Annotated in this window: 17 protein-coding genes; 11 read left to right on the top strand and 6 right to left on the bottom strand. The window is 72.5% G+C overall.

The window, feature by feature from the left end; genetic code table 11:
* Positions 1–49 precede the first annotated feature (49 nt).
* Positions 50–1,585 carry an MFS transporter gene (locus tag BCD49_RS39030; RefSeq protein WP_071042514.1) on the bottom strand — a complete coding sequence of 512 codons (1,536 nt, stop codon included), beginning with the start codon at positions 1,583–1,585 and terminating at the stop codon, positions 50–52.
* A gap of 147 nt (positions 1,586–1,732) precedes the next feature.
* Here BCD49_RS39030 and BCD49_RS39025 point away from each other — a divergent pair, with 147 nt between their 5' ends.
* The 3 genes from BCD49_RS39025 to BCD49_RS39015 are packed head-to-tail and all read left to right on the top strand — an operon-like array spanning position 1,733 to position 6,044.
* Positions 1,733–3,541 (top strand): ABC transporter ATP-binding protein, encoded by a 1,809-nt coding sequence (locus BCD49_RS39025; protein WP_007509226.1) that lies wholly within the window; start codon positions 1,733–1,735, stop codon positions 3,539–3,541.
* Positions 3,538–5,298: an ABC transporter ATP-binding protein gene (locus tag BCD49_RS39020; protein ID WP_007509224.1), complete on the top strand. Its 1,761-nt coding sequence runs from the start codon at positions 3,538–3,540 to the stop codon at positions 5,296–5,298. The genes BCD49_RS39025 and BCD49_RS39020 overlap by 4 nt, the downstream gene beginning before the upstream one ends.
* A 41-nt stretch (positions 5,299–5,339) precedes the next feature.
* Positions 5,340–6,044 carry a TetR family transcriptional regulator gene (locus tag BCD49_RS39015; protein ID WP_198939488.1) on the top strand — a complete coding sequence of 235 codons (705 nt, stop codon included), beginning with the start codon at positions 5,340–5,342 and terminating at the stop codon, positions 6,042–6,044.
* 22 nt (positions 6,045–6,066) lie between these two features.
* Here BCD49_RS39015 and BCD49_RS39010 read toward each other — a convergent pair whose 3' ends face one another.
* The 4 genes from BCD49_RS39010 to BCD49_RS38995 form a co-directional block, all read right to left on the bottom strand.
* Positions 6,067–7,422, bottom strand: a complete 1,356-nt coding sequence (locus BCD49_RS39010; RefSeq protein ID WP_007509221.1) for an ABC transporter substrate-binding protein — start codon at positions 7,420–7,422, stop codon at positions 6,067–6,069.
* A 110-nt stretch (positions 7,423–7,532) separates the two neighbouring features.
* Positions 7,533–9,092, bottom strand: a complete 1,560-nt coding sequence (locus BCD49_RS39005; protein WP_007509219.1) for a carboxylesterase/lipase family protein — start codon at positions 9,090–9,092, stop codon at positions 7,533–7,535.
* Positions 9,089–9,751 carry a TetR/AcrR family transcriptional regulator gene (locus BCD49_RS39000; protein ID WP_051467082.1) on the bottom strand — a complete coding sequence of 221 codons (663 nt, stop codon included), beginning with the start codon at positions 9,749–9,751 and terminating at the stop codon, positions 9,089–9,091. Before BCD49_RS39000 ends, BCD49_RS39005 begins: the two co-directional genes overlap by 4 nt.
* Positions 9,752–9,947: 196 nt before the next feature.
* Entirely contained in the window at positions 9,948–10,505 is a 558-nt protein-coding gene (locus BCD49_RS38995; RefSeq protein ID WP_007509216.1) for a type 1 glutamine amidotransferase domain-containing protein, read from the bottom strand.
* Between the two features lie 199 nt (positions 10,506–10,704).
* On the opposite strand from BCD49_RS38995, the gene BCD49_RS38990 reads away from it, so the two are divergent.
* On the top strand, positions 10,705–11,577 hold the full coding sequence (locus BCD49_RS38990) for an MBL fold metallo-hydrolase (RefSeq protein ID WP_027140828.1): 873 nt from the start codon (positions 10,705–10,707) through the stop codon (positions 11,575–11,577).
* 193 nt (positions 11,578–11,770) lie between these two features.
* On the opposite strand, the gene BCD49_RS38985 is transcribed toward BCD49_RS38990, so the two are convergent.
* Positions 11,771–13,462 (bottom strand): AMP-binding protein, encoded by a 1,692-nt coding sequence (locus BCD49_RS38985; RefSeq protein ID WP_071042512.1) that lies wholly within the window; start codon positions 13,460–13,462, stop codon positions 11,771–11,773.
* A 321-nt stretch (positions 13,463–13,783) separates the two neighbouring features.
* Between BCD49_RS38985 and BCD49_RS38980 the strand changes: the two genes are divergently transcribed.
* The 7 genes from BCD49_RS38980 (at position 13,784) to BCD49_RS38950 (ending at position 22,626) form a co-directional block, all read left to right on the top strand.
* The gene (locus BCD49_RS38980) at positions 13,784–14,776 is read left to right on the top strand and encodes a helix-turn-helix domain-containing protein (RefSeq protein WP_007509210.1); all 993 of its coding nucleotides are present in this window, start codon (positions 13,784–13,786) and stop codon (positions 14,774–14,776) included.
* Between the two features lie 248 nt (positions 14,777–15,024).
* Positions 15,025–16,509 carry an aldehyde dehydrogenase gene (locus tag BCD49_RS38975; RefSeq protein ID WP_007509209.1) on the top strand — a complete coding sequence of 495 codons (1,485 nt, stop codon included), beginning with the start codon at positions 15,025–15,027 and terminating at the stop codon, positions 16,507–16,509.
* A gap of 176 nt (positions 16,510–16,685) precedes the next feature.
* The gene (locus BCD49_RS38970) at positions 16,686–17,888 is read left to right on the top strand and encodes a cytochrome P450 (RefSeq protein ID WP_007509207.1); all 1,203 of its coding nucleotides are present in this window, start codon (positions 16,686–16,688) and stop codon (positions 17,886–17,888) included.
* 143 nt (positions 17,889–18,031) lie between these two features.
* Positions 18,032–18,832, top strand: a complete 801-nt coding sequence (locus tag BCD49_RS38965) for a coniferyl-alcohol dehydrogenase (RefSeq protein ID WP_071042511.1) — start codon at positions 18,032–18,034, stop codon at positions 18,830–18,832.
* Positions 18,833–18,935: 103 nt separating this feature from the next.
* Positions 18,936–19,610, top strand: coding sequence for a TetR/AcrR family transcriptional regulator (locus BCD49_RS38960; protein WP_007509203.1), 675 nt, complete (start codon positions 18,936–18,938; stop codon positions 19,608–19,610).
* 516 nt (positions 19,611–20,126) lie between these two features.
* On the top strand, positions 20,127–21,119 hold the full coding sequence (locus BCD49_RS38955; protein ID WP_007509201.1) for an enoyl-CoA hydratase-related protein: 993 nt from the start codon (positions 20,127–20,129) through the stop codon (positions 21,117–21,119).
* A 118-nt stretch (positions 21,120–21,237) separates the two neighbouring features.
* Positions 21,238–22,626 carry an ABC transporter substrate-binding protein gene (locus BCD49_RS38950; protein ID WP_241832491.1) on the top strand — a complete coding sequence of 463 codons (1,389 nt, stop codon included), beginning with the start codon at positions 21,238–21,240 and terminating at the stop codon, positions 22,624–22,626.
* The last annotated feature ends 413 nt before the right edge of the window (positions 22,627–23,039 follow it).

Genomic DNA, 23,039 nt, shown 5'->3' with positions numbered 1-23,039 from the left:
CACCTCCGACCGAACTGGCTGATTAGGGAAGCCTAACCTAATAGGCTCGTCATCCGGAAGTCCTGGTCGGGGCACCGGCGGGCCGGTCGGCGGCGGCCCGGTCGCGGGGCCGGGACGGCAGCAGCGTGAACGCCGCCAGCGCGGCGATGCCGATGAGGATGCCGGCGATGAGGAAGGCGCGGTCGTAGCCGGTGGTGACCGCGGCGGCGCTGGCCGGGTCGGCCTGGTGGCGGGTGACGGTGGCCGCGACCGTGACGAGCACCGCCAGGCCGATGCTTCCCCCGCACTGGCGGGCGGCGTTCAGCAGGCCCGAGGCAAGTCCGGCCTCCTCGCGCGCGACGCCGGTGGTGCCGGCGGCGGTGTTGGTGACCATGCACAGCCCGAGGCCCACCGAGGTGACCAGGGAGGGGCCGAGCAGGTCCGTGGCGAAGCCACCGTCCGGGCTGACCCAGCCGAACCAGCCCATCCCGACCGCGCCCAGCGCCAGCCCGCCGACCAGCGGCGGACGCGGACCAACCCGGGCCATCAGGCGCGCGGCCACGATCGTGCCGGCGATCACGCCCAGGGCGAAGGGCACGAACGCGAGCCCCGTTCGCAGCGGGCTGTAGGCGAGCACGCCCTGCAGGTACAGCGAGGCGAAGTAGAAGGCGCCGAACTGGCCGCAGGCGACGAGGAAGATGACGACGCAGGCCACCGACAGCGACCGGGACCGCAGGATCCCCAGCCGGACCAGCGGCGCGGCGACCCGTCGCTCGACGAGCACGAACGCCACCGCGAGCACCGCCGCGGCCCCGAGCGTGCCGAGCGTCCGCGCCGAGCCCCAGGAGTAGGTGTCGGTGCGTACCACCCCGTAGACCAGCAGCACCATCGCGGCCGTGGCCAGCACCGCGCCGGCGACGTCCAGGCGGGGCCGGCGGGCCGTGCGCAGGTTGCCGATGCACGCGGCGGCGAGCGGGATGGCGACCGCGGCGATCGGGACGTTGACGAACAGGACCCACCGCCAGTTCAGGTACTCGGTGAGCACACCGCCCAGCAGGACGCCGACCGCGCTGCCGGCGCCCGCCACGGCCCCCCAGACCGCGAGCGCCCGGTGCCGCGCCGCGCCCTCGGTGAACGTGGTGGTGATGACGGTGAGGCTGACCGGCAGCAGCACCGCGCCGGACACGCCCTGCGCGGCGCGTGCCGCGATGAGCTCCGACGGGTTCTGCGCCAGCCCACCGAGCAGCGACGTGAGCCCGAACAGGCCCAACCCGGCGACGGYCGCGCGGCGCTGGCCGGCCAGGTCGGCGAGCCGGCCGCCGAGCAGCAGCAGCCCGCCAAAGGTGAGCGTGTAGGCGTTCACCACCCACTGCAGGCCGCTCGCGCTGAAGCCCAGGTCGGCGCGGATGGACGGCAGCGCGACGTTCACCACCGAGATGTCGAGCACCACCATCAGCTGGCACAGGCAGACGACCGCGAGCACGAGCCCGGCCCGCGCGGGTACGGGCGCGAGCGCGCCCTCGCTGACGCCCGGCCCGGGCCCGGATTCGGGCTCGCTGGCGTGCGGGCCCGCCACGGCGGTGTCAGGTGGCTCCGAGATGGACATAGCGCCCCTTTCGGGCGGAGTGCGGCGGAGGAAAACCGTTCGCAGGTCTATTGGACAGCGTCCAGTTAGGCTAACCTAACCTACAACTTGTTGATCGACAAGGGCGGGTGCTCACCCGGGCGCCCGCGAGACGAAGGGGGAAGGCTGATGGCCGAGACGCCACCGGCGACGGTCGGGCCGGACGCTCCGCCCGCGGCGCTGGGCGCCCTGCTGGCACCGGTCCGCGGGCGGCTGGTCGTCGCGGCGGTGTGCCAGGCGGCGGGCTCCGTGGCCGCGGTGGTTCCGTACGTGTGCATCGGCGAGCTGGCCAGCACCCTGCTAGGAACCCCCGTCGACCACAGCCGGGCCTGGACGGTCGTGCTCGTCGCGGTCGTCGCGTTCGTGGCCCGCTTCGCGCTGGTCGGCGCGGCCGGGGCGATCAGCCACCTCGCCGACAACGACCTGACGTTCGACCTGCGCACCCGCCTGGCGCGCCGGCTGGGACGGGCGCCGCTGGGCTGGTTCGACCAGCGCTCCAGCGGCGTCGTGAAGACGGCGGTRCAGGACCAGGTGTCGGCGCTGCACACGCTGGTCGCCCACGCTGTGAACGACTTCGTCGGCGCCGCGGTCACGCCGCTGGTGGTGCTCGGCTACCTGTTCTGGGCGGACTGGCGGCTCGCGCTGGTCACGCTGGTGCCACTGGTGTTCTTCGCCTTCTCCTACGGGCGGATGACGAAGGGCTACGGCGCGCAGATGGCCACCTACGTCACGGCGCTCGGGCGCATCAACGCCGCCGCAGTCGAGTTCGTCCGTGGCATCGCCGTGGTGAAGGCGTTCGGGCAGGCGCGACGGGCGCACGCCCGGTTCCTGCGCGAGACCGACGCGTTCGCCGACGCCTTCGAGGGCTGGACGAAGCCGATGCTGCGGCCGTTCGCGATCACGATGGCCGCGGTCTCCGGGCCGACGATGCTGCTGGTGATCCTCGGCGCCGGCATCGGGTTCACCCAGGCCGGCTGGTGCGCCCCCGCCGACGTGGTGCCCTTCGTCGTGCTGGGCATCGGGCTCGCCGGGCCGCTGCTGAACCTGGAGCACTCCGCCACGGCGCTGCAGCTCGCCCGCGGCGCCGCCACCGCCATCGGCTCCCTGCTGGCGACCCCGATCGTCACCGAGCCGCAGCGGCCGCGCGAGCCCGCGGGCCACCGGGTCGAGCTGCGGGAAGTGTCGTTCAGCTACGACGGCCGCGTCCGCGTGCTCGACGGTGTGGAGGCGGTACTCGAACCCGGCACGGTGACGGCGCTCGTCGGCCCGTCCGGCGCGGGCAAGTCGACCCTCGCCGGCCTGCTCCCTCGCTTCGCCGATCCGGACGCCGGCGCCGTGCTGCTGGGCGGCGTGGATGTCCGGGACGTCGGCAGCGAGCTGCTGTACCGCCAGGTCGGGTTCGTGACGCAGGAGGTCGGGCTGCTGCGCGTCAGCGTGCACGACAACATCGCCCTGGCCCGGCCGGGAACGACCCGCGAACGGGTCGTCGAGGCCGCCGTCGCGGCCCAGGTCCACGACGTGATCAGCGCGCTCCCCCGCGGCTACGACTCGGTGATCGGCGAGGACGCCCACCTCTCGGGCGGCGAGGCGCAGCGGGTCACGATCGCCCGTGCCGTGGTGGCCGACACGCCCGTCCTCGTCCTCGACGAGGCGACCTCGTGGGCGGACCCCGAGTCGGAGGCCGCGATCCAGGACGCGCTGTCCGCCGTGGCCGCCGGGCGCACGGTGCTGGTGATCGCGCACCGCCTGGCCAGCATCACCGCCGCCGACCAGATCCTGGTCCTCGAAACCGGACGGGTCGTCGAGCGCGGCCGACACCCGGAACTGATCGCCGCCGGCGGCCGCTACGCCCAGCTGTGGGCGGCCCAGACGGCGGACATCACGACGACGGACACACCGAACGACGGCGGCAGGACGGACACGGAGGTGGCGCGGTGATCCGGCAGCTCGGCAGGGTCCTCGGTACCAGGCACCGCGGCGACTACCTGCGCTATCTCGCCGCGCTCGTCGTCTACAACGTGCTGCAGGGCGTCGCCTACGTGCTGCTGGTGCCTGTGCTGCGCGACCTGCTGCGCGGCGACACCGGCGGCGCCGCCCGCTGGTTCGCGGTCCTCGCCGCGGTGGTGGTGACCGGCTGGCTGGTCTCCTACGCCCAGCAGCAGCTGGGGTTCCGGCTCGGGCACCTGCTCGCGCGCACCCTGCACCACCGGCTGGGCGACCATCTGGCCGACCTGCCGATCGGCTGGTTCAGCGGCAGCAGGGTCGGCGGCGTCGGACAGCTGACCAGCAAGGGCGTCGTCGACATCATGGGACTGCCCGCGCACATGTTCCAGCCGATCGTCTCGGCCGCGGTCACCCCGCTCACCGTCGTCGCCGGCATCCTGATCCTCGACTGGCGGCTGGGGCTGGGCGCGCTCGCCGCCGTCCCTCTGGTATTCGCCGTGTACTCCTGGGCCGCCCGGCGCGCCGCCAGCGTCGACGAGCAGCTGCACGCCACCGGCGTCGAGGCCGCCGACCGGGTCGTCGAGTTCGCCCGCCTGCAGCCGGTGCTGCGCGGCGCCGGGCGGGCGGCCGACGGCTACGCCCAGCTCGACGGCGCGCTGCGCGCGCAGCACGCCGCCGGCCGCCGCCAGCTGGGCCGTTCCCTGCCCGCGCTCGGCGGCAACGCCCTCACCATCCAGCTCGTGTTCACCGCGCTCATCCTGCTCGGCACGGCCCTGGCCCTGCACGACGGCGGCCGGACGGCCGAACTGGTCGCCCTGCTGGTGCTGCTGGCCCGGTTCGCCGAACCGCTGGCCGCCGCGGCCGAGTACGGCGGCACGCTGCGCGCGGCCAGGGCGAGCCTCACCCGCATCGACGAGGTCCTGGCGACCGCTCCCCTGCCCGAGCCGGACCATCCGACCCAGGTCGACGGCCACCGCGTCGACGTCGACGACGTGAGCTTCGGGTATGACCGCGACCGCCCGGTCCTGTCCGGGATCAGCTTCACCGCCGAGGCGGGCTCCACGACGGCGATCGTGGGATCGTCCGGGGCCGGCAAGACCACCCTGCTGTGGTTGCTGGCCCGGTTCCTCGACGTCGACGCCGGCGGCATCCGCGTCGGCGGCGTGGATCTGCGCGCGCTGACCGCGGAGCAGCGCGGCACCCTGATCGCGCCGGTGTTCCAGGACGTCTATCTGTTCGAGGGCAGCATCGCCGACAACATCCGGCTGGCCCGCCCCGACGCCACCGACGCCGAGCTGCGCGAGGCGGCCCGGCTCGCCCGCGTCGACGAGATCGTCGACCGGCTGCCCGACGGCTGGGAGACCCAGGTCGGCGAGGGCGGCACCTCGCTGTCCGGCGGCGAGCGCCAACGGGTCTCGATCGCCCGCGCCCTGCTCAAGGACGCCCCGATCGTGCTGCTCGACGAGGCCACCGCCGCCGTCGACCCGGAGAACGAGGCCGCGATCACCGCCGCGCTGGCCGCGCTCACCCTGGCCCGCACGGTGTTCGTCGTCGCCCACCGGCTCACCACCGTCGCCCACGCCGACCAGATCCTGGTCCTGGACGGCGGCCGCGTCGCCGAGCGCGGCACCCACACCGAGTTGCTGGCGAGCGACGGCCGCTACGCCGCGTTCTGGCGGCAACGCCAGCGCGCCGCGGGCTGGCATCTCCACACCCGCGTCACCACGGGGGCGGCCATCGGCGGAGACTAAGCCGTCGCACATCAGGTCCGGCCCTGGCCGGGTGTGGGACCGTGACATCCGTGGCGGAACGCGGTCGAGGAACGGACGTCGGCACCAGGCCCAGGCTCACCCCGGGCCTGGTGATCGACGCCGCGTTGGAGCTGAGCCGGGAACGTGGCCTGGACGGCTGGACCATCCGCGACCTCGCCCAGGCCCTCAAGGTCTGGCCGAACACGATCGCGTACCACGTCGGCGACCGGGAGGCGATCCTCGACGCCGTCGTCGAGCGGGTCGTGGCGATGATGCCGAACCCGCCCGTCGACCTCGGCTGGCAGGACTGGTTCCGGGCGTTCCTCTTCCCCGGCCGCGACATCGTCGGCCGCTACGTCGGGGTCGCCCGCCGGCTGTGCCGGGACGGCGCCACCGTGCCATCCGCCTTCCCGATCATGGATCGGGGCATCGGCCTGCTCGCCGCCGCCGGGTTCGGCGACCGAGCCCCGCTCGCCTACGCCACCCTGCTCAACAGCGCCATGCTGCTGGTCGCCCTCGACGACGACCGCGCGCTCGCCGGGCACGGCCGCGGCGACGCCGCGATCGCCCTGCGGTCCGCACCCGCGCCGCCGGGCGCGGGCGCGGGCTGGGCCACCATGCAGCCGTGGCTACGGGGTTGGGCCGAAGATCCCGACGCCAGCCGCGCCGCTCTCTACCGCTACACCATCGAGTGCCTCCTCGCCGGCCTCGAGGCCGACCTGCGCACAGGCGCGGGACGGGCCTGAGAGACAGGCCTGAGTCGAGCTGTCAGTCGGCGATCGGGGTGTTGCCGAGGACCTTGTACGCGGCGGGCTGGCCCTTGTCGTCCAGGGTGGTGATGAGGCCACCGAGGACGCAGACGGCCGGGTTGGCCGGGTCGGCCTTGCCGTTGCAGCGGAACTTCAGCCCGGCGCCGCCGGGCAGCTCCGTCTCCTTCATCGCCTTGATCGTCGAGGCGACGGTCGCCGGGGTGATGTCCCCGGAGATGCCCTGCGTCGCCACCTGGAGGCCCGTGGTCAGCATGAACGCGATCATGCTGTCCTGGACGCTGGTGTCGATGTCCGTGCCGTAGGTGTCGACGACCTTCTGGTACAGGCGCATCGACGGGCTGTCCGGGCCGACCGGCGCGGTGGCGCTGACGACCATGCCCTTCAGCGTGCTACCGGGCACCGACTTGCGGGTCGCGTCGGTGACGCACTGCGAGATGGCGCTGATGGTGCCGGTGAAGCCGACGGCCTTGAGGCCCTGCATGGCGCTGATGCAGAACGAGTCGTTGCCGATGATGAAGACCTCATCGGACTTGTTCGAGATGACCTGCTGCATCTGGGGCGTCATGTCGGCGGTACCCGGCGCCACGCGGATCAGCTCGTAGCCGATGCCGGCCTTCTCGAACAGCGGCGGCGCGACCTCCTGCGCCGAGTGGAGCGCGGCCGGAACGTCGATCACGACGGCGCTGACCTTCTTGTTGCCCTCGTCCTTGGCCACCTGGATCGGCAGGTCGATGACGGGGAAGGTCGGGTTGCCCAGCGAGAAGGTCGTCGGGCTCGCCAGCAGTGCCGGGTCGCTCGAGCCGTAGAGCATGACAGGGATCTTGGCCTCGCCCAGGGGCTTCCAGGCGTCGTCGACGACGCCGGAGGTGCCGATGAGGACGGCGACGGCACCATTCTGGATCATCTGGTTGCCGCAGTCCGTGGCCTTGGACGGGTCGCCCTGGGTCTCACAGACGGTCAGCTCGATGGGCCGGCCGCCGATCCCGGCCTTGTGCTCGTTGAGGTACTTGACGGTCGCCTCGGCCACCAGACCGACGGGCCGTGAGTCCAGCACGGGGGTGGCGCCGTCGATGATCATGCCGATCTTGACGGGCGCGCCGGTCGCCTTGTCGACCGGGCCGAGGGGGTCCGCGGCGCTCGCGGAGCCGCTCGCCGCCGGCGTCGCGGCGCCTTCGGGGACGTCCGAGCCGCCGCCGCAGGCGGAGACGAAGGCCAGACCCGCGGCCAGGACGGCGGTGCCGGCGAACCGTGACCGTAAGGCCCGCCTCGGGCCGGTGTGCGCTGGCAGGGCCGCTGCCGCCGGGTGCGGCCGTCCAGCCCTCAAACGACCGGTCAGTCCATTTATAAGCGTCATGTTCCCTGCCTGTGTCGATGGGCACTACGTTGACGGGCACTGCGCGGATACGGAGAACACGGCGCTCCGGTGGAGCGGCGAAGCGGGGTTTCAGGTTGGGCTGCGCCCCGTCAGGAGGCGTGCAAGGGAAGCGTGCCGAAGACGTGGTCCTGCCAAAGCCGTCGGGACGAGTCCTCCGGGTACGCGGTCACGGTCGGGTTCGCGTCGAAGACCTGGGTTAGTCGTCGCTCGGTGTCGTAGGCGGGCCAGCCCGGGTCACCGGTGGTGGCGAAGGCGGTCCAGGCGCCCCGGATGCGGGCCGCGAGTGCCCTGGCCTCGTCGGACGGCTCGGGACCGAGGAGCAGCGGGCCCAGGTGGGCGTCGAAGGTACCGAACACCAGCGGGCCGTCGAGGCCGTGGCAGGCGCCCAGCACGCCCCCGGCGCCGGGGGTGGCCCAGGTCAGCTCATAGAGGTGGGCGCGACCACCGCCGGCGGTCTGCGCGTCGGCGAGGTGCAGCGCGGGCATGCGGAACAGCCAGTCGGACTGGACGAGCTCGTGCAGGTACTCGGCCGAGGCCTCGGGAAAGGCCGCGCGGTAGGCGCGCTCGGCGTCGGGGGGCGGACCGAAGGTGCGCAGCGTCAGCGCGGCGTCCTCGTCCCCGATGCGGCCACGCTGCCCGGCGAGCGCGGTGAACAGCCGGTACTCGTCGCGGTTGTGCCCGATGATCAGGCCGATCCCCCGCGCCGCGCCGGCCCGCAGCGCCCGCCACGGCGTGGTGGGGAGCACGTCGCCGTCGACGACCGGGGCGTAGGGCGTGACGGTGTGGGCGACCGCGCCCCACCGGTCCTCGTGCTCGCGCATCTTGGTCGTCACCACGGCGCCCGCGTCCACCAGCCGGTAGGGGTCCACGGCGGACAGGTCCTCGACGGTCGCCCGCCGGCCCGCCTCCGCCGCGATCGCTGTCGCGATGTCGCCGCCCAGCTCGTCGGAGAAGAAGATGCCGGACGGGCTCTGCAGGATCGCCCGTCGAAACAGACCCTCGGCCCGGGGCATCGCCAGCAGGGCGGCAATGGACCCGGCGCCCGCCGACTCACCGAACACCGTGACCCGGTCCGGGTCACCGCCGAATGCCGTGATGCTGTAGCGCACCCATTCCAGCGCCGCCACCTGGTCGAGCAGCCCACGGTTGGCCGGCGCCCCGGCGATCCGCGCGAACCCCTCGACGCCCAGGCGGTAGTTGAAGGAGACCACGACGACGTCGCCCTCCTGGGCGATGTGGCTCGCGTCGTAGCCGGGACTTCCCGCCTGGCCAACCTTGAACGCCCCGCCGTAGACCCACACCAGTACCGGGCGGCGGGCCGCCGGATCCGGGTCCGGCGACCAGACGTTGACCGTCAGCCAGTCCTCCCCCGCCGACGTGTCCACGACACCGGTTCTCCCGGGAATCCCGGCGTCCTGCGGCGGCGGCGGGCCGAAGGCGAACGCCTCCCGCGCCCCCTCCCACGGGGGCACCGGGCGTGGTGCGGCGAACCGCGCGTCGCCCACGGGTGGCAGCGCGAACGGGATACCGCGGAAGACGGCCAACCCGTTCTCCCAACGGCCGCGTAACCTCCCGCGGGCGGTACGTACCTCAGGTTCGCCCTCAGGCTCGGCGGTGCGCCGGGACGCGTCGGTGCTGCCCGCGGTCATCGGATGGTCCTCTCGCCTAGTTGGCCGGATGTGAGAAGGCCCGGCTCGCTGCCGGGGGCGTGCGCCGCGACAAGCGCGTGGACGAGAACGGACACCATCCGGGTGATCCGGTCGGCGAACTCCTCCGGGTCGAGCGGATCCTCGCCGTCGATCACCCAGGCACAGACCAGGGCGTGCCCGCCACCGGCGAGACACGTCGCGAGATCATTCGCCGTCCGCGCGTCGAGGCTCCCGCTGAACGCCTCCTGGAAGAGCTGCCGGTGGAAGGGCACGAGAAGGCCTGTCATCGCCTTTCCCAGGGCGAACGCGATCGAGCCCGACATCAACGCCCGGTAGAAGCCGCGGTACTCCGCGAAGTGTCGGGCCACCGCCAGCGATCGGGCACGGCCGGGCACCGCTGCCGCGGGATCCCCGAGCCGCGGCATCAGGTCCCGGCGCGCGAGATCCAGCGCGGCCTCGAGGAGGAGCGCGTCACGGTCGCCGAACTGCTGGTACAGCACCTGCCGGCTCACGTCCGCCGCGTCGGCGATGTCGGAGATCGGCACGGCTGCCGTGCCGCGCTCCCCCACCAGGTCGGCCGCCGCCCGAAGCAGCGCGGACCGCGAGCGGCGTGCCCGACGGTCCCGAACGGGAACCGCCGGCGGGAGGCTGAACGTCACACGCGAGATAATGGACACATGTGCTGTAACTGGCAAGTGTCCGATCCGGGAAACATCGCTCCTGATCGCCGCGGACGTGTCGTCGCGGTCGCGGTGTAACCGGATCCGCGACCGCGACGACATGGCGACACGGGCGACACGTTGGTGGCGATCTACCACCGGCGAGCTGACGAGCGAACGCCGGCGAGGGCGGCACCTACCCCGACACGCGGGACCGGGCGAACTGCTCGACGATCGCCCGGCAGAAGGCCGGCAGGTCGGCCGGCGAACGGCTGGTGGTGAACTGCCCGTCGACGACGACCTCCTCGTCGACGACCTGCGCCCCGGCGTTGCGCAGGTCGGTCCGGATGCTCGGCCACGACGTGACCCTGCGCCCGCGCACGACATCCGCCTCGACCAGCATCCAGGGGCCGTGGCAGATCGCCGCGATGGGCTTGCCACTCGCGGTGAACGCCCTGACGAAGCCGACCGCGTCGCCGTTCATGCGCAGACGATCGGGATTGGTCATCCCGCCCGGCAGGAACAGGGCGTCGTAGTCCTCGACGGACGCGTCGGCGATCAGCCGGTCGACGGGAAACGTCCCCGCGGGCACGGAGTCGAACTGTCGAGCCTCGATCTCGCCGGGATGGATCGAGACGATCTCGGTGGTCGCGCCGGCACCCAGCAACGCCCCGCGGGGCTGGTCGAGCTCCACCCGCTCGACGCCGTCCGCGACCAGGATCGCGATCTTCAGGTTGTCGAGGTCGTGCGCCATGGTGCATCCCCTCCCTGGGTGGATGGCTGAGGTCTCGCCTGGAACGTGAGCGTCCCGCCCACCTCTCAAACGTCCCCATCGCCAGCCATCGACGAGCCGTGTCGACCTCCTCGCCTGACGACCCATGACCGCGGCCGGGCCGGGCCGGGCCGGGGGGATATTGTTTGCTTCCCCGCCTGGCAAGATTGAGAAGGTGGACGTGACCACGACCGTGACCTTGACGGGCACCGGCGTGCCCTTCCCGGCGCCGGGAAGGGCCGGGGCGGGGGTCCTGGTGCGTTCCGGCGAGACGGTCCTGCAGTTCGACGCGGGCCGGTCGACGACGCTGCGGCTGGCGGAGGCGGGTGTCCACCCACACGCGCTGTCCGCCGTCCTCCTCACGCACGTGCACAGTGACCACGTGGTGGGACTACCCGATCTCGCCATGGCCCGGTGGGTACAAAGCCACGCGTTCCCGGCGGGCCCGCTCGACGTCGTCGCCCCCGAGGGCGCCACGGCGCGCTTCGCGCGGACCATGCTCACGCCCTACGCGGACGACATCGAGGTAAGGCAGAAGCACGTACAGGCGTCGCCGCCCGAGGTGACGGTGCACGCGTTCGCCGTCGGCGACCGGCCGGAGATCGTCTGGACCAGCGGGGACGGGAAGGTCACCGTCGCCGCGGTCGGCGTGCACCACGAGCCCGTGGAAGGGGCGGACGCGTACCGCGTCGATACTCCCGACGGACGCGTGGTCATCTCCGGGGACACCAGGGTCTGCACCGAGGCCGAGGACCTCTGCCGGGACGCCGACCTCGTCGTGCACGAGGCCTGCCGCGCGTCGGCCCTCGCCGACTTCGTCCGAGGTACGCCCTTCGAGACCATCTTCTCGTACCACGCCGACACGGTGGCGCTGGGCGCGATGGCGGAACGGGCCGGCATCCCCCATCTGGTCCTGACCCACCTCATTCCCGCGCCGGACACCACCGAGGCCGAGGAGAACTTCGCCGCGGACGTGCGCAAGGGCGGCTATGCGGGGCGCGTCACCGTCGGTCGAGACCTGATGACGTTCTCGATCGGCGAAACCGCCCCGTAAAAGCGCATTCACACCATTCCACCCAAGCCCCACCCGATCACGGCCCGCTCATGACCACCGCGCCGCGGGCTTGATCGTCAGATCTGTACTTGGATCCGAACGGGCGAGGGCTCGCAGTTCGGATTTGGATACAGTCCTGGCGATCTTCGAGGCATCGGCCGCGCGAACGTGGCCGGGAACCGCGCTGGCCTCCTCAGCCCAGCAGCGGGTCGAGCCGGGCCCGGTCGGCGTCGTCGAGGGGGCGCAGGGGCTCGCCCTTGGCCGGGCGCCACACGACCGGCCCGGACCGCCAGGCCTCGCGGCGGAGGCGGCGCTTGTCGATCTTCATGCTGGCCAGCTTCGGCAGCTCGCCGGTCACCCGGACGAAGGCCGGCACCCACTTGGGCCCCAGGTCGGGCTGCTCGGCGAGGAACGCGTCGAACGCCGCCGGGTCGAAGCCGGCTCCGCCGCGTAGCTCGAGCGCCGCCATCACCCGGTCCCCCACCGGGTCGTCGGGCACGGCGTAGACCGCGACCGAGCGGACCTCGGGATGGCGGGCGAGGATCGCCTCCACCGGCGCCGCGGCGAAGTTCTCCCCGTCGACGCGCAGCCACTCGTTCGACCGTCCCGCGAAGTACAGCCAGCCGTCCGCGTCGCGGTAGGCGAGGTCGCCGGACCAGTAGGCACCGCCCCGGAACCGGGCCCGGGTGGCGTTCTCGTTGTTGTAGTAGCCCTCGAACCCCGAGGTGGGTGCGGTCTCGACGATCTCACCGACCGCCTCGTCCAGGTTCGCCGGCCGCCCGGCCGCGTCGAGGACCACCGCCGGGCATTCCKCGCCCGTCTCCGGGTCGAGCACCCGGACCGAAGGGTCGGCCGTGCCCAGCGCGTTCTCGGGCATCGAGKGGTCGCGACGGATGATGATGATGCCCTCGGTGGAGCCGTAGCTGTCCCGGACCGAGCAGCCGAACCGGCGGGCGAACTCGCGGATGTCCCGGGTCGACGCCTCGTTGCCGATCGCGAGCCGCAAGGGGCTGTCCGCGTCGTCGTGACGCTCGGGGGTGGCGAGGATGTAGTTCAGCACCTTGCCGGTGTAGGTGAGCATCGTCGCGCCGTGGCGGCGGATGTCCGGCAGCGTGCCCGACGCGGAGAACCTCGCCCGGGTCGCGATCGGGATACCGGCGTTGAGAGCCGACGACCAGCCCGTGAACAGCGAGCTGGAATGGAAGAACGGCAGCGGCGCGTACACCACGTCACCCACGGCCACGCCGTCCCCGGCACCGCCACCGGCACTAGCACCGCCGGCAGCACCGGCGGCACCGGCGGCACCGAGCCCGGCGATCCGCGCGACGTGGGCACCAGTCCGGGCGAACCGGCCCTGGGTGCAGCGCACCGCCTTCGGCAACCCCGTCGAACCGGATGTGAAGATCAGAAGGAACAGGTCGTCGGCGGCGGCGGCCGGCCGCTCAGGCACCGCGGACGGCGCCGACGGCGCGGCGGCGAGCCGGGTGGCGTATTCGTCGCTGTCGACGAGCAGCGTCCGCTCCGCGGCGACGCCCGTGTCCGCGCCTTCCAGCAGCGGCCGGTAGCCGGCCGAGGTGACCAGGAGCTGGCAGTCGGTGTGCCGCACCAGCTGCGCCAGCGCCTCGCCTCGATAGGTGGCGTTGACACCGACGACGACCGAACCCGAGAGCGCCGCCGCGCCCAGCCAGAACAGGTAGTCGGGCACGTTGTCGAGCAGGACGCCGATGTGCGGCGGACGGTCGTCGTCGCGTAACGACTCGAACACCGACGCGCGGCGGTACGCCTCCTCGACCAGCTGTCGGTAGGTCCAGCGCTCGTCCCCGAACAGCAGCGCGACGGCATCGCTGTCCGCCCGCTCGCGCAGCAGATTCCMCACGGTCGTCACGGCCGCCCACCTCCGCAATCCGCCGACAGCCACCCCGAACGCCGACGTTCATGACGCCGACATTCATGGTCCGCCAAGGTCCCGCCATAGTCCCGCGCGGGAGCCCGCGCACGCGACGACCACCGCCTCCGCGGAGGTCAACTCGGCCGCCGGGGTAGCCCAGCCTCCCGACCGAGGTCTATGTCGACATCGACTTCGACCTCGTGACCTTAGCGGCGGCCGGCGGGCAGTCGCAACGGATCGTCGCCCGGGTCCGCACTGTGCGAAGGCAGGGAAGCATCATGCGAACCGCCCAGGCGGCTGAGCTACGGTCGCCGCATCATGAGCAGCAGACCCTCACCGCAGACAGATCGGCTACTCGACCTGGTGGACCTCCTCGCCACCCGTCCGGTCGACGGCGCCACGCTGGCCGAGATCGCGCGAGCGCTCGGCCTCAGCAAGACGACGATCCACCCGATGGTCGTGACGCTGGCCCGGCGCGGCTGGCTCCTGCGCCACCCGGACCGGCACACGTACCGGCTCGGCCCGGCGCTGGTCGCCGCCGGGCGGGCCGCGGCCCGCGGCCACGCCGTCATCGACGCCGCCCGCCCGGTGGTCCGCGGCCTCGCCGCGGTGACCGGGCTGACCTGCCTCGCGCTGGTCACGGGCGCCATTCCCGGTGAGCGGGACGAACTGCTCATCGGCGAGATCGGAGCCCCGCCCCAGCCCGCGGCGAACGGCGGCGGCGCGGCGGGCAGCCTGGGGGCGGCCTACCGTCACCTGCGGCTGGGCGACCGGTTCCCGTTGCAGCCGCCGATCGGATCGGTCTGCGTCGCCTGGTCCGACGATCCCACCGCGGTCGAGCAGTGGCTCGACCGACTGGGTTCCGACCGGCCGGGCGACGCGCTGGCGCAGATCACGCCGAGCCTCGCCGGGGTGCGGGCGCGCGGCTGGTCGGTCGAGGTGGACCGGCACCTGCGCGAACGCCTCGACCTGCTGGCCGCGGAGCTCGGCGAGGATCAGCGCGGCGCCGAGCACGCCGCGGCGCTGCGCCGGATCCTGGGCGAGGTCCACCGGACGTTCGGCCTCGCGGACGCGCTTCCCGCGACGATCGATCTGGCCGGTACCTACCGCGCGACCACGGTCAGCGCCCCCGTGTTCGACGCGCGCGGTGAGGTCGTCGTCGTGCTGGCGGCGATCTGCGCCTCCGACCAGCACTACGCGCCCGTGCGGACCGGCGCCGAGGTCATCGACCTCGGGGAGCGCGTCCGCGCGGCCGCCGAGACCCTGACGGCCAGCACCCAGGGCCGCCCACCGGCCCGCTGGCAGGGCTGAGAACCGGCCTCAGGTGTTCGCATAATGCGACTGTTGCTTCGCGCAGTGCGTCATGAAACGCTGCCAGCCACGACTCGTAGCCAACGTGGAACGAGCGGCGATGGCCGGCTGCTCGCCGGACGCCGACTCTCGGCACCGTTCACGGCGGTCGCGAGCCGACCAGCGCCAGCCCGGGCCTGAATCCACGCCACCTACCGGCCAAACCCCCTGGCGAAGTCTTCGACGTTCCTACCTGGCGGAGTCGTCTCATGTCGTTACTGCCCTCGGCAAGCGCGCCACCGGTCACCTCGCCGGTCGTCAAGGACCGGTTGTTCATCGGCGGCGCCTGGGTGGCGCCGGCGAGTGCCCGCACCATCGACGTCGTCTCGCCGCACACCGAGCAGGTCATCGCGACCGTCCCCGAGGCGGACGGGACCGACATCGACCGCGCGGTGGCCGCGGCGCGCACGGCGTTCGACGACGGCCCATGGCCGCGCTCCTCCCCCGCCGAGCGGGCCGCCGTGATCCGGGCGATCAGCGCCGCGATCCAGGCGCGCGCGCAGGAGTTCTCCGACACGGTGACCGCGGAGATGGGCGCCCCCTCCACCTTCGCGCTGCTGGGCAACACGCTGGCCGCCGCCATGGTCCTCGACGGCTACGCCGACCTGCTCGACACCTTCCCGTTCGAGCAGGAGCGCCCCGGCCTGCTGGCCCCGGCGACCGTCGTCAAGGCCCCGGTCGGGGTGTGCGCGGGCATCGTGCCGTGGAATGTGCCGCTGTTCCTGATCGCGATGAAGATCGGGGCGAGCCTGGCCTCCGGATCGACGATGGTCGTCAAGTCGGCGCCGGAGACACCGCTGACCGGCTACCTGCTCGCCGAGGTCCTCGAGTCCGTCGGTCTGCCGCCAGGCGTCATCAACATCATCACCGCGGACCGCGAGATGAGCGAGCTCCTCGTGCGCCACCCAGGCCTCGACAAGGTCTCGTTCACCGGCAGCACCGCGGTCGGCCGCAAGATCGGCGCGATCTGCGGCGAGCAGCTGAAGCGCTGCACCCTGGAGCTCGGTGGCAAGTCGGCCGCGATCATCCTCGACGACGCCGACCTGGGCACGGCCCTGCCCGCGCTGCTGCCGGCGGCGTTCATGAACACCGGGCAGGTGTGCGCGGCGCAGACCCGCGTCCTCGCGCCCCGCAACCGCTACCGCGAGGTCGTCGACGGCCTCGCCGACCTGGTCGCCACCGCGAAGGTCGGCGACCCCGCCGACCCGCAGACCCTCGTCGGCCCGCTCGTGGCCGAACGGCAGCGCACCCGCGTCGAGGGCCTCATCCAGGCCGGCACGGGCGAGGGCGCCCGGCTCGTCCAGGGCGGCGGGCGGCCCGCCGAGCTGGACCGGGGCTGGTACGTCGAGCCGACGCTGTTCGCCGACGTGGACAACCGGATGCGCATCGCCCAGGAGGAGATCTTCGGTCCGGTTCTGTCGGTGATCCCGTACGACGGCGAGGACGAGGCCGTCCGCATCGCCAACGACTCGAACTACGGACTGTCCGGCTCCGTCTGGACCGGCGACCCCGCCCGCGGGACCGCCGTCGGCAGGCGCGTCCGCACCGGCGTTCTCGCGATCAACTCGGGCACCGTCGTCGAGCTCCGCAACCCCTTCGGCGGGTTCAAGCAGTCCGGAATCGGCCGCGAGATGGGCATGGAGGGTCTCGAGGCCTACCTCGAGACCCAGACGCTCGTCAATCCGCAGGGCTGACCGCCGGTCTCCGCCAGTCTCCGCCGGCGGCCAGAACCGGCGGAGACTGGCGGACCCGGCGATCCGGCGGACACCCGCGGTCACCATCCCGGCCGGGCCACGCGGGAACCGCGACAGCCGGAGGCGAGACGACGCATGATTCTCCTCACGATCACGGCCGCGAGAAGGAGCCGAGCATGACGGTGACGAGCCCGAGCGACGTGTACTACGACCCCTACGACGCCGAGATCGACGCCGACCCGTACCCGACGTGGCGACGGTTGCGCGACGAGGCGCCGCTCTACCGCAACGACAAGTTCGACTTCTTCGCGCTGAGCCGGTTCCCCGACGTCGAGCCGGCGCTCGCGGACTGGCACACCTACCGCTCGGGCCGGGGCTCGGTCCTGGAGCTCATCAAGGCCAACATCGAGCTTCCGCCGGGCAATATCCTGTTCGAGGACCCACCGATCCACACGGTCCACCGGAGCCTCCTGGCCCGGGTCTTCACCCCGAAGAAGATGCTCGCGCTCGAGCCGAAGGTCCGGGAGTTCTGCGCGCGCAGCCTCGACCCGCTCGTCGGCGCGGGCCGCTTCGACTTCATCCGGGACCTGGGCGCGCAGATGCCGATGCGCACCATCGGCTACCTGCTCGGCATTCCCGAGGACGACCAGGAGGCCCTGCGGGACCGGATCGACGAGGGCCTGCGGCTCACCGGCGACGGCACCGACCTGGTGCCCCCCGACAGCTTCATGGCCAGCATGGAGATGTACGGCGAGTACATCGACTGGCGGGCCAAGAACCCGTCGGACGACCTGATGACCGAGCTGCTGACCACCGAGTTCGAGGACGAGAACGGCACGACCCGCACACTGACCCGCGAGGAGGTCATCACCTACGTCATGTTGCTGGCCGGCGCGGGCAACGAGACGACCACCAGGCTGATCGGCTGGACCGGCAAGGTGCTCGCCGAGAACCCCGAGGCGCGCCGCGAGCTGGTCGCCGACCGGTCGCTCATCCCGAACGCCATCGAGGAACTCCTCCGTTACGAGTCCCCCTCCCCCGTCCAGGCCCGCTACGTCGCGCGCGACGTCTCCCACCACGGCCAGACGGTCCCCGAGGGCAGCATCATGCTGCTGCTGAACGGCTCGGCCAACCGCGACGAGCGCCGTTTCCCCGAGCCCGACCGCTTCGACATCCACCGCGACGTCGGCCGGCACCTCACCTTCGGCTACGGCATCCACCACTGCCTCGGCGCCGCGCTCGCCCGTCTCGAAGGCCGCGTCGCCCTCGACGAGGTGCTGCGCCGCTTCCCGGACTGGGAGATCGACTGGCCGAACGCCCGCCAGGCCCGCACCTCCACCGTCCGCGGCTGGGAGACGCTTCCCGCGATCACCGGCTGACGCGCCGAGACGCTCGGGCGGCCCAGGCCCGCCCGAGCCACCGGGCGGGCTCCGGCCCGTCACACATCCGGCCAGCACCTTCCCGCGCGCCTGGCCGTGCCGCCGGCATCAGGCCGTGTCACCGACATCAAGAAAGGGGCCCGGTGGGAAACCCGTTCAGCTACCAGGGCAGGCGCGTCGTCGTGACCGGCGCCGCCTCCGGGGTGGGAGCGGCGCTCGTGGAGCTGCTCGTCGAGCTCGACGCGGCGCACATCACGGCGATCGACCGGGACACTCCGGCCGGGCCGGCCCACCAGTTCATCCGCGCGGACCTGTCCACCGAGGCCGGCGTGGAGGCCGCCGCCGAGGCCGTCGACGGCCCTGCCCAGGTGCTGTTCGCCAACGCCGGCGTCGCCGCGACCCAGCCGACGCGGACCGTGCTGAGCGTCAACTTCCTCGCCACCCGCCGGCTGTGCCAACGGCTCGCCCCACGGATGACCGCGGGCGGCGCGATCGTGCTGACCTCGTCGATGGCGGGCACCGGCTGGCCCAACCACCGCGACGACCTGCTGAAGCTCATGGCGATCGACGACTGGGACGAGGCGCTCGCCTGGTTCGACGCCCACCCCGAGCTGACCGCCGACTCCTACGGCCTGTCCAAGGAATGCGGCCAGGTCTACACCTTGTACGCGTCCCGGGAACTCGGCCGGTCGGGCATCCGGATCACCAGCGCCTGTCCCAACCCGATCAGCACGCCGCTGCTCGCCGACTTCCGGGCGACGATGACGGACGAGCTGCTCGACTGGGCGGTCAGACAAGGCCACCAGGGCCGGCCGGCGACGGCGCGCGAGGTCGCCCAGGTGCTCGCGTTCCTCGGTTCCGACGCGGCCAGTTACCTCAATGGCGTCAACATCCCCATCGACGYCGGCATGCAGGCCGCACTCCTGACGGACCAGACCGACTAGCCGGGTCAACGAGCCCGAGCAGGCCAGCGAGCCTGGGCAGGCCAGGGAATCCGGGCAGGTTAGCGAACCCGGGCACGTGCACGCGGCCGAGAGGAGAGCACCGTTGCCGTTCGATCCACCCGCGGACCGCGAACAGTCGGGACCCCCGCTCCCGACCGCGCGCCGGGAATCGCGGGCGCGGATGCTGGCGGCGGCCAGGATGGTCTTCGAGCGAGATGGACTCCACGACGCCCGCGTCACGGACATCGTCCATCTCGCCGGTCTGGCCCACGGGGGGTTCTACCGCCACTTCGAGTCCAAGGAGGCCGCCTTCCTGGAGCTCGCGCGCGAGGCCTCGGCCCGGCTGGGCACTCCCCTGGACGGCCTGCTCTTCGAGCCGGGTCGCCTGGACGGGCTGGGTGACCTCATGCGGGCCAGCGTCCGCCGGTACCTGGAGGCCTATCGGCTGGAGGCCCGGCTGCTGGGACTCGTCCGCCAGATCGGCTGGCACGACGAAGAGGTCCGGGCCATCCGGGCGGACTCGCGGATGCGGGCCGTGGCCCGGCACGTCGAGCCGGTCCGCCGGCTGCAGCGTGCCGGGCTGGCGGAGGCCCAGGTCAGCCCGGAAAGCATTCTGCTCGGGCTCATCGGCATGGTCGAGGGATTCGCCGACCGCTCCTTCCCGCGCCCGGGGGTCGACCGCGACCTCGCGACCGCCGCCGACCAGCTGAGCCGGCTCTGCCTGCAGGCGATGCGCCTGCCGCGCGGCGGCGACCTGCCCGTCGGGCCCCGGGCGTGACCGCGGGGCGCGCCGCGCCCCGGACGAGATGTTTCTCTCTATGCCCCGCCAGACCCTCACCGCGACCCACGGTCTGGAAATCTGGGAGCCCAGGTCTGGAAACCCGGGAAACGGTCACACGATAGGGACATCGTCCCAACAGCCGCCCGGCACGAGGGCGACAGCCGCTCGACGGGAGACCGGCGCGGCGCCCGAACGCCCGAGCGCACGGACGCGCGGACGTCCTGGGAGCGCAGCGCCGGGGCGACCCGTCGAGGTCCCGCCCGTTTGTCGCCAAGACAGTCCGCTTACTATGGGCCGCGCACCTCAAGGTCGACGTCAATCTTGACTGTGGATCAGCAAGCCGGGACGGCACGGAACCGCGCGACCGGTAGCGGACCTCACCGCGTTCAAGATCAGCCGGCGACCGGCCGTCTGCCTGTAGTGGCGCCCCCACTACCGCCCTACCCGACGCGCCGGCCGCGCAACGCCGGATGATCGCGCGCGCCGAGCCGGGCACACCGAACCGAGGGGACGATGAGAGGGAACGAGGTGGGGACGCCACCCGAACGATCATCGGATGGCGCGGCCAGCGACACCCCCGACAGCCACGCCCCCGGCAGCGATGCCCCGGGCAGCGACGACACACCGAGCAACGGCGACGTCGCGGTCGTGGCGGACGGGCCGGTGCTGCTGCACGTCGGCACGGACGGGGTCGGCGTCGTCACGCTGAACCGCCCGGACCGGCGCAACGGCTGGAACCCGGACATGGAGCTTCGCTACTTCGAGGCGCTCGAGCAGGTCGACCGTGACCCGCGGATCCGGGTCGCGGTCGTCACCGGCGCGGGCAGGACCTTCTGCCCGGGTGTCGACAGCGGCCGTCTTGACGGGATCGCCAGCGGCGGCCTGGACCTGTCCGGCCGCCGCTCGCCGGTGCGGGCCTGGGCGTTGCGCAAGCCACTCGTCGCGGCCATCAACGGCGCGTGCGCCGGTATGGGTCTCGTCCAGGCGCTGCTGTGCGACGTCCGGTTCGCCGCGCGCGGTGCCCGGTTCACCACCGCGTTCGCCCGCCGTGGCCTGGCCGGCGAGTTCGGCGCCACCTGGCTGCTGCCCAGGCTGGTGGGGGCGGAGCGGGCGGCGGACCTGTTGCTGTCCGCACGGGTCTTCGACGCCGACGAGGCCCTCGCGCTCGGGCTGGTGAGCAGGGTCGTCGAGCCGGCGGAGCTCCTGGCGGCGGCGCGCGCCTACGCCGCCGACATCGCCGCGAACTGTTCGCCGGCTTCCCTGGCGCTCATCCGCCACCAGTTGCACGCCGACCAGCAGAGCGACCTCGAGACGGCACTGCGTCGCTCCTACCGGGCGATGGCTGTCGCCGTCACGGGCCCCGACTTCCGCGAGGGGCTGGACAGTTTCACGCAGAAACGCCCCCCGGCGTTCCCACCGCTGGCCGACGACCTCGACCCGGCCGCGGTGACCGGCGCCGGGCTGCCCGAGCTCGACGTCGTCCCGCAGCAGGCCCTGGATTCCTGACGATCCCGAAGAAGACTTACGTGGAGACCATCTTGGCTTGTCAGTGCATGGGAGTCCGTTTCTCGCGCGCCTCGTTCGGTCCGCGAGGGTTCCTGACCCTGGGCCGGGGGTGACGGTGGTGCTCAGCGCGCCCAGCGACTCCCAGAAAAGCGACGCCTCCTCACGGCGCCTCCGGCGGCGGCCGCGCCGCGACCCGTCGATCTCCCGCTCGTGGGATGCGCGGCCCGCCCCGAGGACCCTGTCCAGGTCCCGGCGCGGCGCGTCGCGGCCCACGGCGCTGGCCACCGCCCTGGTCGCGGTGCTGGCCGCGGGCTGCGCGTCCTCCGGCGGCGGCGCGGGCAGCAGCGCGGTCGCCAGCTGCAACACTCCCGGCTTCACCGACGACTCGATCCAGCTGGGCTTCGTCTACCCCGACACCGGCGCCGGCGCCGCCTCGCTGACCGCCGCCAAGGGCGGGTTCATCGCGCGGATCGAGGAGGCGAACGCGGCCGGCGGGATCCACGGTCGCAAGCTCGTCTACACCTGGCGCGACGACGCCAGCGAGCCCGCCCAGAACCTCGAGATCGTCCGCGACCTGACCGAGAACCAGAAGGTCTTCGGGTTCGTCGAGGCGTCCATCGCCGCCGCCCAGGGCGCCGACTACCTGCGCGAGCACGGCATCCCGGCGACAGGGATTCCGGCGGAGCCGTTCTGGACGGACCAGCGGTATCGCAACATGTTCGCCTACGCATACGTGTTCAGCGACGGCCCGTCGGTCTCGACGTTCGGCGACTTCGCGAAGGCTCAGGGCGGCACCAGGGCGGCCGTGATCCAGAACGACGTCACCTCGTCCGGCAACGACATCGGATCGAAGATCAGTGCCAGCCTGGTGTCGGCGGGCATCCAGATGGCGCCCGGTCATTTCATCTTCAACGGGAACGTCACCAACCCGGTCCAGCTCGGCCAGCAGCTGAAGCAGGCCGGGGTCGACGTGGTGAGCGCCGCCTTCGCCGGCACCGACCTGGCCGAGGTCGTCCGCGGCATCCGTGAGGCCGGCGCGCCGGTGAAGGTCGTGCTCGCGCCCAGCGGCTACGACAAGTCACTGGTCAACCAGTACGGCAAGACGCTCAGCGGGCTGACCGCGGCCGTCAACTACGTCCCGTTCGAGATCGGCGGCGCGGCCCACCAGAAGTACCTGTCGGCGATGAGCAGCTACGCGCCCGAGCTCCAGCCGCCCGACCAGGAGCTCGCGTTCGTCACCTACATCCTCACCGACCTGTTCCTCTACGGTCTCGACAAGGCCGGGTCCTGCCCGACCCGCGCCCAGTTCATCGACACCCTGYGCGCCAGCAAGTTCGACGCCGGCGGCCTGCTGCCCGGTCCGGTCGACATGACCAAGGACTGGGGCCAGATCGCCACCTGCTACACCTTCATGCGCGTGAACGACGCCGGCACCGGCTACGAGGTCGTCCCAAGCTCCGACCCCGCCAACCGCAACCGCTGGTGCGGCCACCGGCTGGAGCAGTAGCCCCCAGACCTGGGCCGGCCGCGGGAGGCAACGCAACGCCCCGCGGCCGGTCCAGCCATTTCTGGCCGCTGACAGGCCTTCACCATCACGTTCACATCACGTCCACGGTGCTCCCGGCGAACGTCGGGAGCACCGTTTTTTCCGCCGAGCCACGGTCTACGCCGAGCCGCTCCGGGTGGCCGGCGACATCCTCGTCGACCGTCGCCGTCGTGGCCCGTCGCCCGTTCACTGTCCGTAGAAAGCCCGAAGGCTGTGCGGCCAGGTTCGGCCGCACAGCCTTCGGGGCGTGCTCGGGCGATTTACGCGGCCGAGAACAGGTATTCGTGGCCGAAGGTCTGGAGGTCCTTGATGGGGACGATGGCCTTCTTCGCCCCGTCGAACCGGACGAGCGCGGCGCAGTCGTTGCCCAGGAC

Origin of the sequence: Pseudofrankia sp. EUN1h (assembly GCF_001854645.1) — a bacterium.
In the GTDB taxonomy this organism is placed as follows: Bacteria; Actinomycetota; Actinomycetes; order Frankiales; family Frankiaceae; genus Pseudofrankia; species Pseudofrankia saprophytica.
The sequence above is the reverse complement of the archived record's forward strand: the minus strand, read 5'-3'. Positions and strand labels throughout refer to the sequence as shown.